The organism is Stenotrophomonas sp. CS3K5, assembly GCF_059515225.1.
On sequence record NZ_JCAKRX010000002.1, the window covers coordinates 473,403 to 487,653 of the forward strand.

13 protein-coding genes are annotated in these 14,251 nt (G+C 67.3%); 10 read left to right on the forward strand and 3 right to left on the reverse strand.

Annotation, left to right across the window (positions count from 1 at the left end; genetic code table 11):
- Nucleotides 1–41: 41 nt before the first annotated feature.
- Nucleotides 42–2,327 carry an ATP-dependent Clp protease ATP-binding subunit ClpA gene (clpA, locus tag AC5YGJ_RS04735; protein WP_107230489.1) on the reverse strand — a complete coding sequence of 762 codons (2,286 nt, stop codon included), beginning with the start codon at nucleotides 2,325–2,327 and terminating at the stop codon, nucleotides 42–44.
- A 138-nt stretch (nucleotides 2,328–2,465) separates the two neighbouring features.
- On the opposite strand from clpA, the gene AC5YGJ_RS04740 reads away from it, so the two are divergent.
- Nucleotides 2,466–3,278: an APH(6) family putative aminoglycoside O-phosphotransferase gene (locus AC5YGJ_RS04740; protein WP_496185912.1), complete on the forward strand. Its 813-nt coding sequence runs from the start codon at nucleotides 2,466–2,468 to the stop codon at nucleotides 3,276–3,278.
- Between the two features lie 138 nt (nucleotides 3,279–3,416).
- Here AC5YGJ_RS04740 and clpS read toward each other — a convergent pair whose 3' ends face one another.
- Nucleotides 3,417–3,743 carry an ATP-dependent Clp protease adapter ClpS gene (clpS, locus tag AC5YGJ_RS04745; protein WP_057496341.1) on the reverse strand — a complete coding sequence of 109 codons (327 nt, stop codon included), beginning with the start codon at nucleotides 3,741–3,743 and terminating at the stop codon, nucleotides 3,417–3,419.
- A 112-nt stretch (nucleotides 3,744–3,855) separates the two neighbouring features.
- On the opposite strand from clpS, the gene AC5YGJ_RS04750 reads away from it, so the two are divergent.
- The 8 genes from AC5YGJ_RS04750 to AC5YGJ_RS04785 all read left to right on the forward strand — a co-directional run bounded on the left by AC5YGJ_RS04750 (nucleotide 3,856) and on the right by AC5YGJ_RS04785 (nucleotide 9,181).
- Nucleotides 3,856–4,329, forward strand: a complete 474-nt coding sequence (locus AC5YGJ_RS04750) for a hypothetical protein (RefSeq protein ID WP_249844051.1) — start codon at nucleotides 3,856–3,858, stop codon at nucleotides 4,327–4,329.
- 1 nt (nucleotide 4,330) lies between these two features.
- Nucleotides 4,331–4,792: an NUDIX hydrolase gene (locus AC5YGJ_RS04755; protein WP_249844052.1), complete on the forward strand. Its 462-nt coding sequence runs from the start codon at nucleotides 4,331–4,333 to the stop codon at nucleotides 4,790–4,792.
- Nucleotides 4,789–5,931, forward strand: a complete 1,143-nt coding sequence (gene mnmA, locus AC5YGJ_RS04760) for a tRNA 2-thiouridine(34) synthase MnmA (RefSeq protein WP_249844053.1) — start codon at nucleotides 4,789–4,791, stop codon at nucleotides 5,929–5,931. The genes AC5YGJ_RS04755 and mnmA overlap by 4 nt, the downstream gene beginning before the upstream one ends.
- Complete coding sequence (gene hflD, locus AC5YGJ_RS04765; protein WP_107230484.1) at nucleotides 5,928–6,542, forward strand: high frequency lysogenization protein HflD; 615 nt, start codon at nucleotides 5,928–5,930, stop codon at nucleotides 6,540–6,542. The genes mnmA and hflD overlap by 4 nt, the downstream gene beginning before the upstream one ends.
- 165 nt (nucleotides 6,543–6,707) lie before the next feature.
- Entirely contained in the window at nucleotides 6,708–7,898 is a 1,191-nt protein-coding gene (locus tag AC5YGJ_RS04770) for a methyl-accepting chemotaxis protein (RefSeq protein ID WP_496185913.1), read from the forward strand.
- 98 nt (nucleotides 7,899–7,996) lie between these two features.
- The gene (locus AC5YGJ_RS04775; protein ID WP_496185914.1) at nucleotides 7,997–8,215 is read left to right on the forward strand and encodes a hypothetical protein; all 219 of its coding nucleotides are present in this window, start codon (nucleotides 7,997–7,999) and stop codon (nucleotides 8,213–8,215) included.
- Between the two features lie 33 nt (nucleotides 8,216–8,248).
- Nucleotides 8,249–8,554: a MafI2 family immunity protein gene (locus tag AC5YGJ_RS04780; protein ID WP_496185915.1), complete on the forward strand. Its 306-nt coding sequence runs from the start codon at nucleotides 8,249–8,251 to the stop codon at nucleotides 8,552–8,554.
- 99 nt (nucleotides 8,555–8,653) lie between these two features.
- The gene (locus AC5YGJ_RS04785) at nucleotides 8,654–9,181 is read left to right on the forward strand and encodes a hypothetical protein (protein ID WP_496185916.1); all 528 of its coding nucleotides are present in this window, start codon (nucleotides 8,654–8,656) and stop codon (nucleotides 9,179–9,181) included.
- 75 nt (nucleotides 9,182–9,256) lie between these two features.
- Here the strand turns inward: AC5YGJ_RS04785 and AC5YGJ_RS04790 are convergent, their stop codons facing one another.
- Complete coding sequence (locus AC5YGJ_RS04790; RefSeq protein ID WP_496185917.1) at nucleotides 9,257–12,016, reverse strand: bifunctional diguanylate cyclase/phosphodiesterase; 2,760 nt, start codon at nucleotides 12,014–12,016, stop codon at nucleotides 9,257–9,259.
- Between the two features lie 131 nt (nucleotides 12,017–12,147).
- Here AC5YGJ_RS04790 and AC5YGJ_RS04795 point away from each other — a divergent pair, with 131 nt between their 5' ends.
- Nucleotides 12,148–14,250 (forward strand): sensor histidine kinase, encoded by a 2,103-nt coding sequence (locus AC5YGJ_RS04795; protein ID WP_496185918.1) that lies wholly within the window; start codon nucleotides 12,148–12,150, stop codon nucleotides 14,248–14,250.
- Nucleotide 14,251 lies beyond the last annotated feature (1 nt).

The following is a 14,251-nucleotide window of genomic DNA, read 5'->3' on the forward strand; positions in this document are numbered from 1 at the left end:
GCCCTTGTCCTTGCATGACTGGCCGCAGGAAACCGGCCGGCTTACTCCACTGTCACCGGCAGCAGACGCTCCGGCTCGGCCTGGGTCTCCACCACCAGCTCGTCGTCGCGGACATCGATGCTGACCTTGCCGCCGTTGACCAGCTTGCCGAACAGCAGCTCGTCGGCCAGCGGACGCTTGATCCTGTCCTGGATCACACGGGCCATCGGGCGCGCGCCCATCAGCGGGTCGAAGCCGTGGTGGGCCAGCCAGTCGCGCGCGGTCGGCGTGGCCGACAGGCTGACGTGCTTCTCCTGCAGCAGCATCTCCAGCTCGATCAGGAACTTGTCGACAACACGCAGGATGTGCTCGAAGCCCAGCGGCTGGAACTGCACCACCGCATCGAGGCGGTTGCGGAACTCCGGCGTGAACGCGCGGCGGATGGTCTCCATCGCATCGGTGGCATGGTCCTGCTTGGTGAAGCCGATCGAACGCCGCGAGGCCTGCGCCGCACCGGCATTGGTGGTCATCACCAGCACCACGTTCTTGAAGTTGGCTTCGCGACCGTTGGTGTCGGTCAGCACGCCGCGGTCCATCACCTGCAACAGGATGTTGAAAATATCCGGGTGCGCCTTCTCGATCTCGTCCAGCAGCAGCACGCAGTGCGGTGTCTTGACGATCTTTTCGGTCAGCAGGCCGCCCTGGTCGAAGCCGACGTAGCCCGGGGGCGCACCGATCAGGCGGCTGATCGAATGCGGCTCCATGTACTCGGACATGTCGAAGCGGACCAGCTCGATGCCCAGCTGCAGCGCCAGCTGCTTGGTCACCTCGGTCTTGCCGACACCGGTCGGGCCGGCGAACAGGAAGTTGCCGATCGGCTTTTCCGGGTTGCCCAGGCCCGAACGGGCCAGCTTGATGGCCGACGCCAGGGTGCCGATGGCCGGGTCCTGACCGAAGATCACCATCTTCAGGTTGCGCTCCAGGTGCTGCAGCACATCCTTGTCGGTGGCACTGACCTGCTTGGCCGGGATGCGCGCCATCTTGGCCACGATCGCCTCCACCTCCTCGACGTCGATCAGCTCCTTGCGCTGCCCTTCGGGCAGCAGGCGCTGGCGCGCACCGGCCTCGTCGATCACGTCGATGGCCTTGTCCGGCAGCAGGCGGTCGCCGATGTGCTTCACCGACAGGTCTACCGCCGCCTGCAGCGCCTCGTCCGAGTAGGTCACGCCGTGGTGCAGCTCGTACTTGGACTTCAGGCCCTGCAGGATCTCGTAGGTCTCGCCCACCGTCGGCTCGACGATGTCGATCTTCTGGAAGCGGCGAGCCAGGGCGCGGTCCTTCTCGAAGATGCCGCGGTATTCCTGGAAGGTGGTCGAACCGATGCAGCGCAGCTCGCCGGAGGCCAGTGCCGGCTTGATCAGGTTGGAGGCATCCATGGTGCCACCGGAGGCCGAACCGGCACCGATGATGGTGTGGATCTCGTCGATGAACAGCACCGCGTTGGGTACCTTCTTCAGCGCGGTCAGTACCCCCTTCAGGCGCTTCTCGAAGTCGCCGCGGTACTTGGTGCCGGCCACCAGCGCGCCCAGGTCGAGCGAGTAGATCACCGCATCGGCCAGCACGTCGGGCACCGAGCCTTCGACGATGCGGCGGGCCAGGCCCTCGGCAATGGCGGTCTTGCCCACGCCGGCCTCACCCACGTAAAGCGGGTTGTTCTTGCGGCGGCGGCACAGGACCTGGATGGTGCGCTCGATCTCGTCGGCACGACCGACCAGCGGGTCGATGCGACCGGCCCGGGCCTGTTCGTTGAGGTTGCTGGCGAACTCGGTCAGTGCGTCGCCCTTGGGCTCACCCTCGCCGCCTTCCATGCGGCCCTCGCCCTCGGAGGACGAGGACGGCTGCTCGCCCTCCTCACCCAGCTTGGCGATGCCATGGGACAGGTAATTGACCACGTCCAGCCGGGTGACATCCTGCTGGTTGAGGTAATAGACGGCGTGGGAGTCCTTCTCACCGAAGATGGCCACCAGCACATTGGCGCCGGTGACTTCCTTCTTGCCCGAGGACTGCACGTGGTACACAGCCCGCTGCAGCACGCGCTGGAAGCCCAGGGTCGGCTGGGTATCGCGTCCGTCATCTTCGGCCAGGCGGGACACGGACGCCTCGATGGCCTGCTCCAGCTCCTGGCGCAGGCGTTCGGCGTCGGCCCCACAGGCCTTCAGGACGGCCTGGGCGGACGGGTTGTCGAGCAGTGCCAACAGCAGGTGTTCGACCGTCATGAACTCATGCCGGGCCTCACGGGCGCGCTTGTAGCACTGGCCGATGGTGTGTTCGAGGTCTTTGCTGAACATGGATTACTCCGGCGGCAGATGGGGACAATATGCGGCCTGACTACGCGATTTCCATCACCCTAGCGGATTGCTGCGTTCAGATGGCGTTAGCAGTGCAGATTGCTTGATCTTCATTCACTCCAGGACGACCCTGCCAGCATGAGCGAACCCTACCTGAGTCGCTGGCGATTGCGGCGTGATGGCGCGGCCATCGAAACGCCCCGCGCCCGGCTCTGGCCGGTGCTGACCCCGGCCGGCGTGCCGGCCATGCTCAAGGTCAGCGACGAGCCCGAAGAGCAGAACGCCCATCGACTGCTGCGCTGGTGGGGCGGTGACGGCGCCGCCCGCCTGCTGGCCCACGAGGGGCCGGCCATCCTGATCGAGCGTGCCGCCGGCGACTCGCTGCGACAGCGTTCGATCAATGGCGAGGACGACACCTGCACCACCCTCCTGTGCCAGGTCCTGCAGCGGCTGCACCGGCCACGGAGCACAGCGCCCAGTGACCTGGTCTGCCTGCCTACATGGTTCGCCGACCTGCTGCAGCCAAGGGCTGCGTTGCCGCCACTACTGGAACAGTGCAGATCGCTGGCGCTGGTCTTGCTGCAGGACGAGCAGGAGATCCGGCCACTGCATGGCGACCTGCACCACGACAACGTGCTGGATTTCGGCGCGCGCGGCTGGCTGGCGATCGACCCGAAGCGGCTGATCGGCGACCGCGCCTTCGACTACACGACGTTGTTCAGCAACCCGGACCTGTGCGGCCCGGGCATCCACGTCGCCACGCGGCCGGAGCGGTTTGCGGCGCGGCTGGAGCAGGTCGGCGCGTTGTCCGGCATCGAACGCCGTCGCCTGCTGCGCTGGATCGCGGCCAGCATGGGACTGTCGGCGGTGTGGTTCCGCGATGACGGCGACCCGGCCGACATCGACGAGGCGGTGGCGAAAATGGCGCTGGAGGCGCTGGCGGAGGCATGATCCAAGGCGGGTGCCCACCTTGGTGGGCACGATGCATCAGGCATCGGCACGGCTTGACGGAAGACAGCCGAGCATGGGCTCGGTTCTACAGCACGCCGGGTCCGGAATCGATGTACCCGGACGGGAACCGGCAGCCGGTCAGGCCTTTTCCATCGTGCACAGCAACGGATGCTGATTCATCCGCGAGTACTCGTTGACCTGGGCAACCTTGGTCTCGGCCACTTCGCGGGTGAACACCCCGCACACTCCGCGGCCGCGGGTATGCACGTGCAGCATCACCTGCGTGGCCTTGTCCAGGTCCATGCTGAAGAACTGCTGCAGCACGTCCACCACGAAATCCATCGGGGTGTAGTCGTCATTGAGCAGCATCACCTGGTAGAACGGCGGCGGCGCCACTTCCGGGCGCGCGGGCTCCACGGCAATACCGTGTTCGTGATGGGAATCGGGGGAAGACTCGCGAGGCATCCGTCCATTATAGGGCCTGTGCCGAGCCTGCGTCGGCCCGCCGCAGATTGGACGGCACGGACGCCCCCCGTCACAATTGCACCTTCTTTCAAATCCGCTTCACAGGATCTTCATGAAAAGGACGCTTCTGCCCGCCCTGCTGCTCGGCCTGGCCGCGACCGGCTCCGCCGTTGCCGCACCGGAGGCCGACAAATCCGTGGCCCGCCATCTGGACAAGCTGGGCTACACCTACGAGATCGACGAGGACGGTGACTACCGCCTTGTGTTCGATGTCGAAGGCGACCGCACCCAGATGGTCTACGTGCGTTCGGCGGTGGAGGATTTCGGCAGCCACAATATCCGCGAGATCTGGTCGCCGGCGTACACCGCCACGGCCAAGCAGTTCCCGGTGGCCGTGGCCAACCGCCTGCTGGAAGATTCCCAGGATGCCAAGATGGGCGGCTGGGTGAAGCAGGACAGCACCGCCATGTTCGTGGTGAAGATCGATGCAGACGCCACCCCGGACCAGCTCAGCGACGCCATTGATGCGGCCATCCGCACCGCCGATGCGATGGAGCTGGAACTGACCAAGAAGGACGATTTCTGAGTTGAACGCCACGCCGGACCCGCGCTGGGCACCGCATGCCACCGTCGCCACTGTGGTGGTTGACGGTGGCCGCGTGCTGCTGGTGGAAGAGACCATTGAGGGCCGCCAGGTGCTGAACCAGCCGGCCGGCCACCTTGAGCCGGGCGAAAGCCTGGCCGAGGCGGCCCTGCGCGAGACCCGCGAGGAAACCGGCTGGACGGTCGAGCTGACCCACTTCATCGGCTGCTACCAGTGGACTGCCGCCGATGGCACCACGTTCCTGCGCTTCTGCTACGCCGCCAGGCCGCTGTCGCATGACCCGGCACAACCGCTGGACACCGGCATCGACCGCGCGCTGTGGCTGACCCCAGCCGAACTGCAGACGGCCGGCGAGCGCCAGCGCAGCCCGTTGGTCTGGAAGGTGGTGGCCGACTACCTGGGCGGCCAGCGCCATCCCCTTTCCCTGGTCCAGGAGGTCGCATGAGCACCCCGCGCGTGATGGTTGGCGTCTCCGGTGGCGTCGATTCCTCGGTCGCCGCCTGGCGCCTGGTGCAGCAGGGAGAAGCGGTGGCCGGCCTGTTCATGCAGAACTGGGCCGACGACGGCAGCGGCGAGTGCCGCGCCGAGGACGATCGCCGCGACGCGGTGGCGGTGTGCGGCCTGCTCGGCATTCCGTTCCACTTCCGCGATTTCTCCAGCGAGTACTGGCAGGGCGTGTTCGAGCACTTCCTGGCCGAGTATGCCGCCGGCCGCACGCCAAACCCGGATGTGCTGTGCAACCGCGAAGTGAAGTTCAAGCACTTCCTGGACGCCGCCCGCGAGCTGGGCGCCGAGCGCATCGCCACTGGTCACTACGCGCGGGTGACCCAGCGCGGCCACCAGTGGCTGCTGCTGCGCGGCGCCGACCGTTCCAAGGACCAGAGCTACTTCCTGCACCAGCTGGGCCAGCAGCAGCTGGCGGCCACACTGTTCCCGATCGGCGACCTGGAAAAGAGCGACCTGCGCCGCATTGCACGCGACGTCAGCCTGCCGACCCACGCCAAGAAGGACTCCACCGGGATCTGCTTCATCGGCGAGCGCGACTTCCGCGAGTTCCTCGGCCGTTACCTGCCGGCCAAGCCGGGCCAGATCCTCGACCCGGCCGACGGCAGCGTGATCGCCGAACATCCGGGCGTGTTCTATTTCACACTGGGCCAGCGCGAGGGCCTGAATATCGGCGGCGTGCGCGGCCGCCCCGCCGCGCCGTGGTATGTGGTCGGCAAGGACGTGGCCAGCAACGTGCTGTACGTGGACCAGGACCGTGAAAGCCCGTGGATGCTGTCCGAGCGCCTGCGCTCGGAGACCGCGCACTGGATTGCCGGTTCGCCGCCGGCGCGTCGCTTTGAATGCACGGCGCAGACCCGCTACCGCCAGCCCGACGAGCCGTGTACGGTCGAGGTGCTGGACGATGGCAGTGTGCTGGTCACCTTCGCCCGCCCGCAGCGCGCCGTCACCCCCGGCCAGTCGCTGGTGCTGTATGACGGCGAGGTGTGCCTGGGCGGTGCGGTGATCGCCGCTACCGACGCCCCACTGGAACAGCGCCTGCGCACCACCCCTTCTCCTTTTGAGGTAATTGCTGCATGAGTTTCACTGTCGACGACCGCGTCCTGGCCCTGGCCGGCATTGCCCAGGCCCTGCAACAGGTCCGCCGCATCGCCGATACCGGCCATTCCGACGCCGCCGCCGTGCGCACCGCCGTGGACAGCGTGTTTCGCGTCGATGCGTCATCGCCGCAGGAGGTGTTCGGTGACCGCCATGCGCTGAAGGCAGGCCTGCGCCTGCTGCACAACTATTTCCGCAGCCAGGGCCAGGATCCGATCCTGCCCAAGCTGGCCCTGTCGGTGCTGCAGCTGGAGCGCCGCTTCGTGCAGGACGGCGCCACGGTGAACAAGGTCGCCAGTGGCATCGAGCGCGCCCAGCGCCAGGCCGCCGAGCTGGGCGACAGCGGCCACCCGGACGTGCTGGCCAACCTGGGCGGCCTGTACGCGGACACCATCAGCCACCTCAAGCCGCGGGTGATGGTGCAGGGCAACCCGCACTACCTGGGCCAGGCCGGCGTGGTGGCCGAGATCCGCGCCCTGCTGCTGGCCGCGGTGCGCTCGGCGGTCCTGTGGCGTCAGCTGGGCGGCAGCTACTGGGACTTCCTGTTCAGCCGCAAGGCGATGATCGAGGCCGTGGACCGCCAACTGGCGTGAGCCCCATGGGGTCGGATCCCTTTCCAACACGGAACGGGCTCTGACCCCTGAACCCTCTGCAGCGCCGGAAAACCGGCGCATTCAGAATGCACATCAAGGCACATCGACGTTAAAGAGAAGGGGGGTACGGCCGATACATCCTCCGTGCACCTCCCGAGAACGTCCATGTACTCACGCATTTTCATCCGTCTGGCCGCCCCTCTGGCCCTGACCCTGCTGCTCCCCTTCGCCATCGGTTTCGAATGGCCGGCCGCCCTGCGCTGGGCGATCCTGACCACGATGACGCTGAGCTGGCTGGGCTTTGCGTGGTGGACCACCCGCGCCCAAGCGCACCGTTCCCCGGAACACACCCGCGTCCTGCGTGAGCAGGATCAGCTGCTGACCGAACTGCGCAACTTCGTCGGCAACGAGATCGACGGCTCGCGTGGTGAAGTAGAACGCGCCCGCGACCTGATCCGCCAGGCCGTCTCCAGCCTGGGCGGCAGCTTCGATGCGATGAACCGCAAGTCGCGCCAGCAGAGCCAGGCCCTGTCGCGCATCGTCGACCGCGCCGGTGATGAGGGCAACGCCGGCCTGGACGTCGCCCGCTTTGCCCAGCACGCCAGCCACCGCATGGAACAGCTGGTGGAAGCGCTGGAACAGGTCAGCGGCCAGAGCAGCACCACCGTGCAGCACATCGATCAGATGGCACAGCACCTGGATGGCATCTTCGCGCTGCTGGAAGACGTCAAGTCGATCGCTGACCAGACCAATCTGCTGGCGCTGAACGCTGCCATTGAAGCGGCGCGTGCCGGTGAAGCCGGTCGTGGCTTCGCAGTGGTGGCCGACGAGGTCCGCAACCTGTCCGAACGCTCGACCACCTTCAACGAGCAGATCCGCAAGCTGGCGCACAGCTCCAAGGACGCCATCGCCAAGGTGCGCGAGACGGTCTCGCACATGGCCTCGCGTGACATGGACCGCTCCCGCGAAGCACGCCAGGAAGCGGCGGCGATGCTCGACAACGTGGCCCAGATCAACGCCTCGCTGGGCGAAGGCATGCGCGAAGTGTCCGAGTGCGCCCGTTCGATCGATGGCAGCGTGGCCGAGGCCGTGCGCGCCCTGCAGTTCGAGGACATCGCCACCCAGGCCCTGGGCGGCGTGCATACCCACCTGGACCGCCTGACCGCGATCAACCGCGAAGCGGTGGCCCTGCAGGAACTGCTGCATCGCAATGGCGGCGTGTTCGACGAAGAGATCGCCACCGCCCTGCAGCGCACCGGCAGCCGCCTGCGCGAACTGCGCAGCGAGTGGGAGCGCCCGCCGCACAAGCCGGTTGCCCAGCAGAGCATGGGCGCCGGCACCGTCGAGCTGTTCTGATCCTGATGTCCGCTGCCGTTGCCGGCAGCCCGCAAGGCCCCGGTCATTCCGGGGCCTTTGCCTGTACCCTGCCGCTGGATGCAACCTGTACGCGCACCATGACCCTGATCCGCGCCCTGCCCTCCCTCACCGATACCGAGCGCCCGCGCAACGCGAGCGTGCGTGAGCAGCTGCAGCAGCTGGAAGAGGTCGCCCGCGAGGAGATCCGCGAGCTGCAGCAGCTGGCGGATGCACGGCCGGCGCCGTCCCGCGCGGATGAAGAACTGCTCGGGCTGGCGTGGGACCTGGGGCTGGATGGCGAAGCGCTGAAACGATAACGGCGCGCTGACACAACCGTCGAACAGGTGAACATGATCGATGCCGTAGACCCGGACTTCCTGCGCGCCTCCCTGCGGCGAGCACTTCTGGGCCAGACCCCTGCTCAGCTGCTCCAGGCTTCGATCGAGGCAGACGCCGGCATGCAACGTGTCCGGGTGCGCTTCGAATTCGAAGGCGAGCCATCGGAAGAAGCATGGGAATCCTGCTCATGCGCTGCAACGGAAGTGATTTCCGACTTTCCGGCGCCCTGGACGATCGACGAGGCCTATCTGTCCCGCTCCCTTGCTACTGGACTGTTCCCGCTTGCCTGCGTGGCCTACCTGCGCCCAGGCAACTGACGTTTCGGCCATCCAGGTTCCGACATCTGTCGATCCAGGCCAGTCCTGGATGAGGCGCCCGGCATGGCATGATGCTACGGTCCCGTTCACGGAAGACCGATGGCCATCGCCCTGATCGCATTGATGCTGTTGGAGCTCCTGCTGCTGTTGTTCTGGGTGCCGCTCTTCTTCCGCACCGGCATCGTACTGTTCAACCAGCGCATTGCCGCCTCGCCGGCCGAGCTCACCCAGCTGTCATTGATCGGGCTGGAATACGATCTTCCGACCGACAAGTGGCTGAGCTTCGTGTTCCGTGTCCTGCCCGACCGCAGCGTGGCGTTCCGTGAGAGCTTCGCGCCGGGCTATGGCGGTCGCTATTTCCCGTTGATGCACGGCCAGCTGGTGGTCGACAGACGACGCCGCGAGGTGCGTGTTATCGGACGATGCAGCTGGTTTGCGCTGACCCTGACCTTGCTGGTGCTACCGATCATTCTGGTGCGCCCGGTGGCGTGGCCGATGCTGGGCATGCTGCTGGTGTTCTATATGGGCTATCGCATCCAGCTGCGACGCTATGCCGAGGTGGTGGAAGCCGTGCGCGCGCGGGTGCGGTCGGAGTTCCCGCAGAGGTTCGTCGACCCAAGACGGTAGATCCACGCCATGCGTGGATGATCGCGTGCGCAGGCATCCGTGCCGACCAAGGTCGGCACCCACCAAAGCAGGCTTTCACCGCGCCAGCACCACTTCCCCGCTGGCATCGGTGCGCAATGAAACCGGCTGTGGCTGGCGCAGCCACTGCGCCAGGTCGCGAGGGCTCAACGGGCGCGAGTACAGGTAGCCCTGAATCTCGTCGCAGCCCTGGCGGCGCAGCATGTCTTCTTCCTGGTGCGTTTCCACGCCCTCGGCCACCACCTTCATGCCCAGCGCGTGGCCCAGGTGCACGATCGCCTGGGTCACCTCGGCCGTGCCCGAATCATGCAGCATGCCCTGCACGAAACTGCGGTCGATCTTCAGGCGGCCCACCGGGAAGCGGTTGAGATAGTTGAGGTTGGAAAATCCGGTCCCGAAGTCGTCCACTGCCAGCGGCACGCCATGGCGCTCCAGTACATCGAAGCAGTGGCGCAGGATGTCGGTGTCACGGATCAATGCCGACTCGGTCAGCTCCAGTTCCAGCCGTTGCGGCGGCCAGCCATGGGCGTGGCAGATCTCGATCACGCGCTCGGCAAAGCCGCGGTCACGCAGCTGCACCGCGGAGACATTGACCGCGATGCGGTCGAATCGCAGGCCGGCGCGGTCCCAGGCGGCGGCCTGACGGCATGCCTCGCCCAGCACCCAGTCACCGATGCGTACGATCTCGCCACATTTCTCGGCAATGGGGATGAACTCGGCCGGGCTGCAATAGCCAATCCCAGGCCGATGCCAGCGCAGCAGCGCCTCGATCGCCGGTGGCTCACCCTGGTGGGCGTGCAGCAATGGCTGGTAGGCCAGGCTGAACTCTTCGCGCTCGATCGCGCCATGCAGGGCATGCTCGATCTCCAGCCGGCGCTGGATGCGGGCCAGGGCGTCCTGGCTGTAGTACTGGTAGGTATTGCGCCCCGCTTCCTTGGCTGCATACATCGCCGCATCGGCGGCGCGCAGCAGGGAATCGAAGTCGGTCTGCGCATCACCCAGCATCGCGATGCCGACGCTGGCGCCCACCTTGAGGGTGGTCTCGCCCCGGCGCAGCGGCTCGGCCAGCGAGGCGATCAGCTTGCGCGCCACGTGGCCGGCGTCTTCCGGCTCGGCCAGATCGCGCAGCACCACGATGAACTCGTCGCCGCTGAAGCGGCCGAACAGGTCATTGTTGCGCAGGTTCTGGTGCAGGCGGGTGGCGGCGGCCTTCAGCAGCGCATCGCCAGTGGCGTGGCCGAAGCTGTCATTGATGGTCTTGAAGCCATCCAGGTCGATGAACAGCATCGCCAGCGAAGTGCCGCGGTCACGCGCTTCCTCGATGGCCTCGGCGGTCTGCTCGCCGAGCAGAACCCGGTTGGGCAGACCGGTCAGCAGATCGTAGTGGGCCAACAGCTCGATGCGCTCGTTGGCCTCGCGTTCGCGGGTGATGTCACGGAACAGCACCACGAAGCGCGCTGGCAGGCCGTCGCGTCGGTCCAACTCGATCAGCACCTGCACCCACACGCGCAGGCCCGACTGGCGATAGAAGCACAGGTCCAGTTGCTCGGGCAGCCCGCCGTCGGCAATACGAGCCAGCGCGGCTTCGAAGGCGTTGCGCGAATCCTCGGTGTACAACGCCAGCGCCTGGTCGAGGGTGATCGGTTCCTTGCGCAGGCCGTGGATGCGGTAGCACTCCTCGGTCCACTGCATGTGCCGGGTCTGCACTTCGATCTCGCAGCCGCCGATGCGTCCCAGCGCGGAAACGCGGTTGAGCAGCTCGGTACGCCAGCGGATCAGCGCATCGGTCTGGTGCTGCTCGGTGATGTTCTGCACCTGGCCGAGCAGGCGCTTGGGCTGACCGTCCATGTCCAGCAGCGGCTGCATCCACAGGCGCAGATGCTGCGAGGGTTCGTTGCCGCGGGTCAGCTCCAGCTCCAGATTGGCAGCACGGCCATCGCGCCACAGGCGCCGCCAGGCCGCGCGCAACGCCCCGCGCGATCGTGGGTGCAGGTGCTTGAGCCAGCGCCGCTGGCCGGGTACGGCGCCCTGCCCCAGGGCCAGCAGCGAGCGCAGCTCCGGCGACCACCAGAAATGCCCCGTGTTGGGATCGAACGACCAGCTGCCCATGCTGGCAATGCGCTGGGCTTCGCTCAGATGCAGCTGCTGCTCCTGCAACAGCGCTTCCAGCTGCTTCTGCTGCTCGATATCGGTATGCGTGCCGACCATCCGCAACGGCTGGCCATCGGCGGTACGCGCCACCACGCGGCCACGGTCCAGCACCCAGCGCCACTGACCGTCGGCCTGGCGGAAACGGAACTGTGCGCTGTACTGCTCGCTCAGGCCGCGCAGATGTTCGTCCAGCGCAGCGCGGACCTGCACGATGTCATCGCCATGCACACGCGAGAGCATGGCGGTGGCGGTTTCATCACCCAACGCAGGTGTCCGCGCCACCCGGTCACTGGGGATGTCCCAGTCCCACAGGCTGTGGCCGGCGCTGTCCAGTGCCAGCTCCCAGCGCCCGCCCCCATCCACTGGAACCGGCTCGGGAATGCTCAGGGTGAAGGCCAGCAGATTGCCGGCACCGTCATGCACGGCGCGCAGGTGGCCATCGAAATGACCGCGCGGGCCGCCCGGCAGCGTGCAGGCCACGATGCCGCCATCGGCCGCCATCAGCCGCAGATCTTCCAGCATCGGGGCGTACGCGGCCACGGTGGCCGGCAGCCCATGCTCGCGCGCGGCCGGGTTGGCCGCCAGCGGGCGGCCGGTACGGTCGACGATGACCAGTGCCGACGCAAGCGGGTGCTGCAGCAGGCTGGCGATGATCCCTTGGTCCACGCGATCTTGCTCCGGATGACACGCCCGTCAGCGGGGCACGCAGTGGTTAACGGCCCCTGCGGCGGATAATTGAGTGGCCAGGGCACACCTGCGCGGTAAGATGGCCGGCGCCCCCTTCTTCCGCCCTGTCCATGCCCGCAGAACCGACCGGCAACGCCCCTGCTCCCGACCCGCGGATGGCGCAGGCGTTGAGCCGCGACCGGCGGCGGGTGGTGCTGAGCTACCTGGTGATGGCGCTGGCCTGGATGATCTCCACCGACAGCGCGGTGCAGGCGTTCATCCCCGATCCGCAGCAGGCGGCATTGTGGCAGGGGCTGAAGGGCTCGTTCTTCGCACTGGCCAGTGCGGGACTGCTGTACCTGCTGCTGCGCCCGCTGGCCGAACACGTGCTGCATACCCACGCCCGCCAGCAGGCCTCGGAGCTGCGCCTGCGGCAGATGTTCGAAGGCAACCCCGGCCCGATCCTGGTCTACGACCTGGACACGCTGGCCATCCTCGATGCCAACCCGGCCGCCTGCAGCGCCTTCGGCTGGGAGCGCGAGGAACTGCTGGAACAGACCATCGACGCGCTGTGGCCGCCGGGCCAGGACCAGGCCCTGCAGACCAAGCTGGAAGCCATCCGCGAGGCACCCGAGGAGCTGTGCATCCTGCGCACACAACTGCAGCTGCGCGATGGTTCACTGCGGCAGATGGAGCTGCGCTCCAACGCCATCGGCTTCGACGGCCACAACGCACGCCTGCTGATTGCCATCGACCGTACCGCCGAAGACCTGGCCCAGCTGCGTCGTGACCAGGCGCTGGCGCGCGTGGAAGAAGCCCATGAGTTGGCCCGCATCGGCGCATGGGAACTGGATCCGTCGACCGGCCTGGGGCGTTATTCCAACCAGGTCTACCGCCTGCTCGGTCGTCGCCCGCCCGAGGCCCGTCGCTGGCACCGGTTCGACGAGCTGCTGGTGCCGGCCGACCCGGCTACCGCCGCGCAGACCGAACAGCTGCTGGGCGAGCTGTGTTCGGGCGAGGCCGTGCAGGTGGACGTGCTGCTGCCCTTGCTGTCGATGGACGGGCGCGCACTGATGGTGCATCTGCGCGCCGCCAGCGGATTCGACGAGGCCGGGCGCAGCCGCGTGCTGGGCACCCTGCAGGATGTGACCGAGCGCGAACAGTCGCGGCGCCTGCTGCGTGAGCGCGAAGAGCAGTTCCGCGAGCTGGTGCGGGTGCTGCCCGACGGCGTGGTGATCCTCTCCGAAGAGCATGTGCTGTACGCCAATGCCTGGGCCGCCAGCCTGTTCGGTTATGGCAGCCACACCCTGCTGGGCGAACCGCTGTCCGCACTGGTGGCCGCCGGCGATCTGGCCCGGGTGCGCAGCCAGCTGCGCGCCGGCCAGCTGCATCTGGGTCCGGGCCACAGCAGCGTGGTGGCCATGCAACGCGCCGACGGGCGCAGCTTCCACGCCGGGCTGGCCGTGGGTGAAGTACGTTACGGCGGTCGCGACTGCAAGCTGCTGATCGTGCGCGACCTGAGCGATTCGGAGCGCACGCGCAGCGCACTGGAAACCAGCAACCGCGAGCTGCAGGCCATGGCCGGCCGCCTGTTCTCGTTGCAGGAGGACGAGCGCCGCGCGATCTCGCGTGACCTGCACGACGATATCGGCCAGGCGATCACCGCCATCAAGCTGTCTGCGCATGCCGCGCAGGATGAAGAGGATCCGCGCCGCCGCGCCGATGACCTGGCGCAGATCGTCAGCCTGGCCGACACTACGGTGGCCAAGCTGCGCGACATCTCGACCCTGTTGCGTCCACCGCAGCTGGATGCGCTGGGGCTGGAGGCCGCATTGAGCTGGCAGGCCCGCGTGCTGTTCCGCTCTTCGCCGGTGGAGCTGCTGGCCGAAATCGAGTCACTGCCGCGTCGGCCGGACACCAGCATTGAACAGGCCTGCTTCCGCATCGCCCAGGAAAGCCTGACCAACGCGCTGCGCCACGCGCGCGCCAGCCAGGTGCAGCTGCAGCTGCGCGACGTTGGCCAGCGCGGGCTGCACCTGCAGATCCGCGACGACGGCGAAGGCTTCGATCCGGACGGTCCACGCGGGCTGGGCCTGATCGTCATGCGCGAGCGCGCGCAGAGCGTGGGAGGCCACGTGCGGATCGAATCGGCGCATGGCGAAGGCACCCTGGTCGATGTCCATCTCCCCTACCAGGCGGCCGGCATGGCCGCTGTCGAGTCACCGGAATACTGAG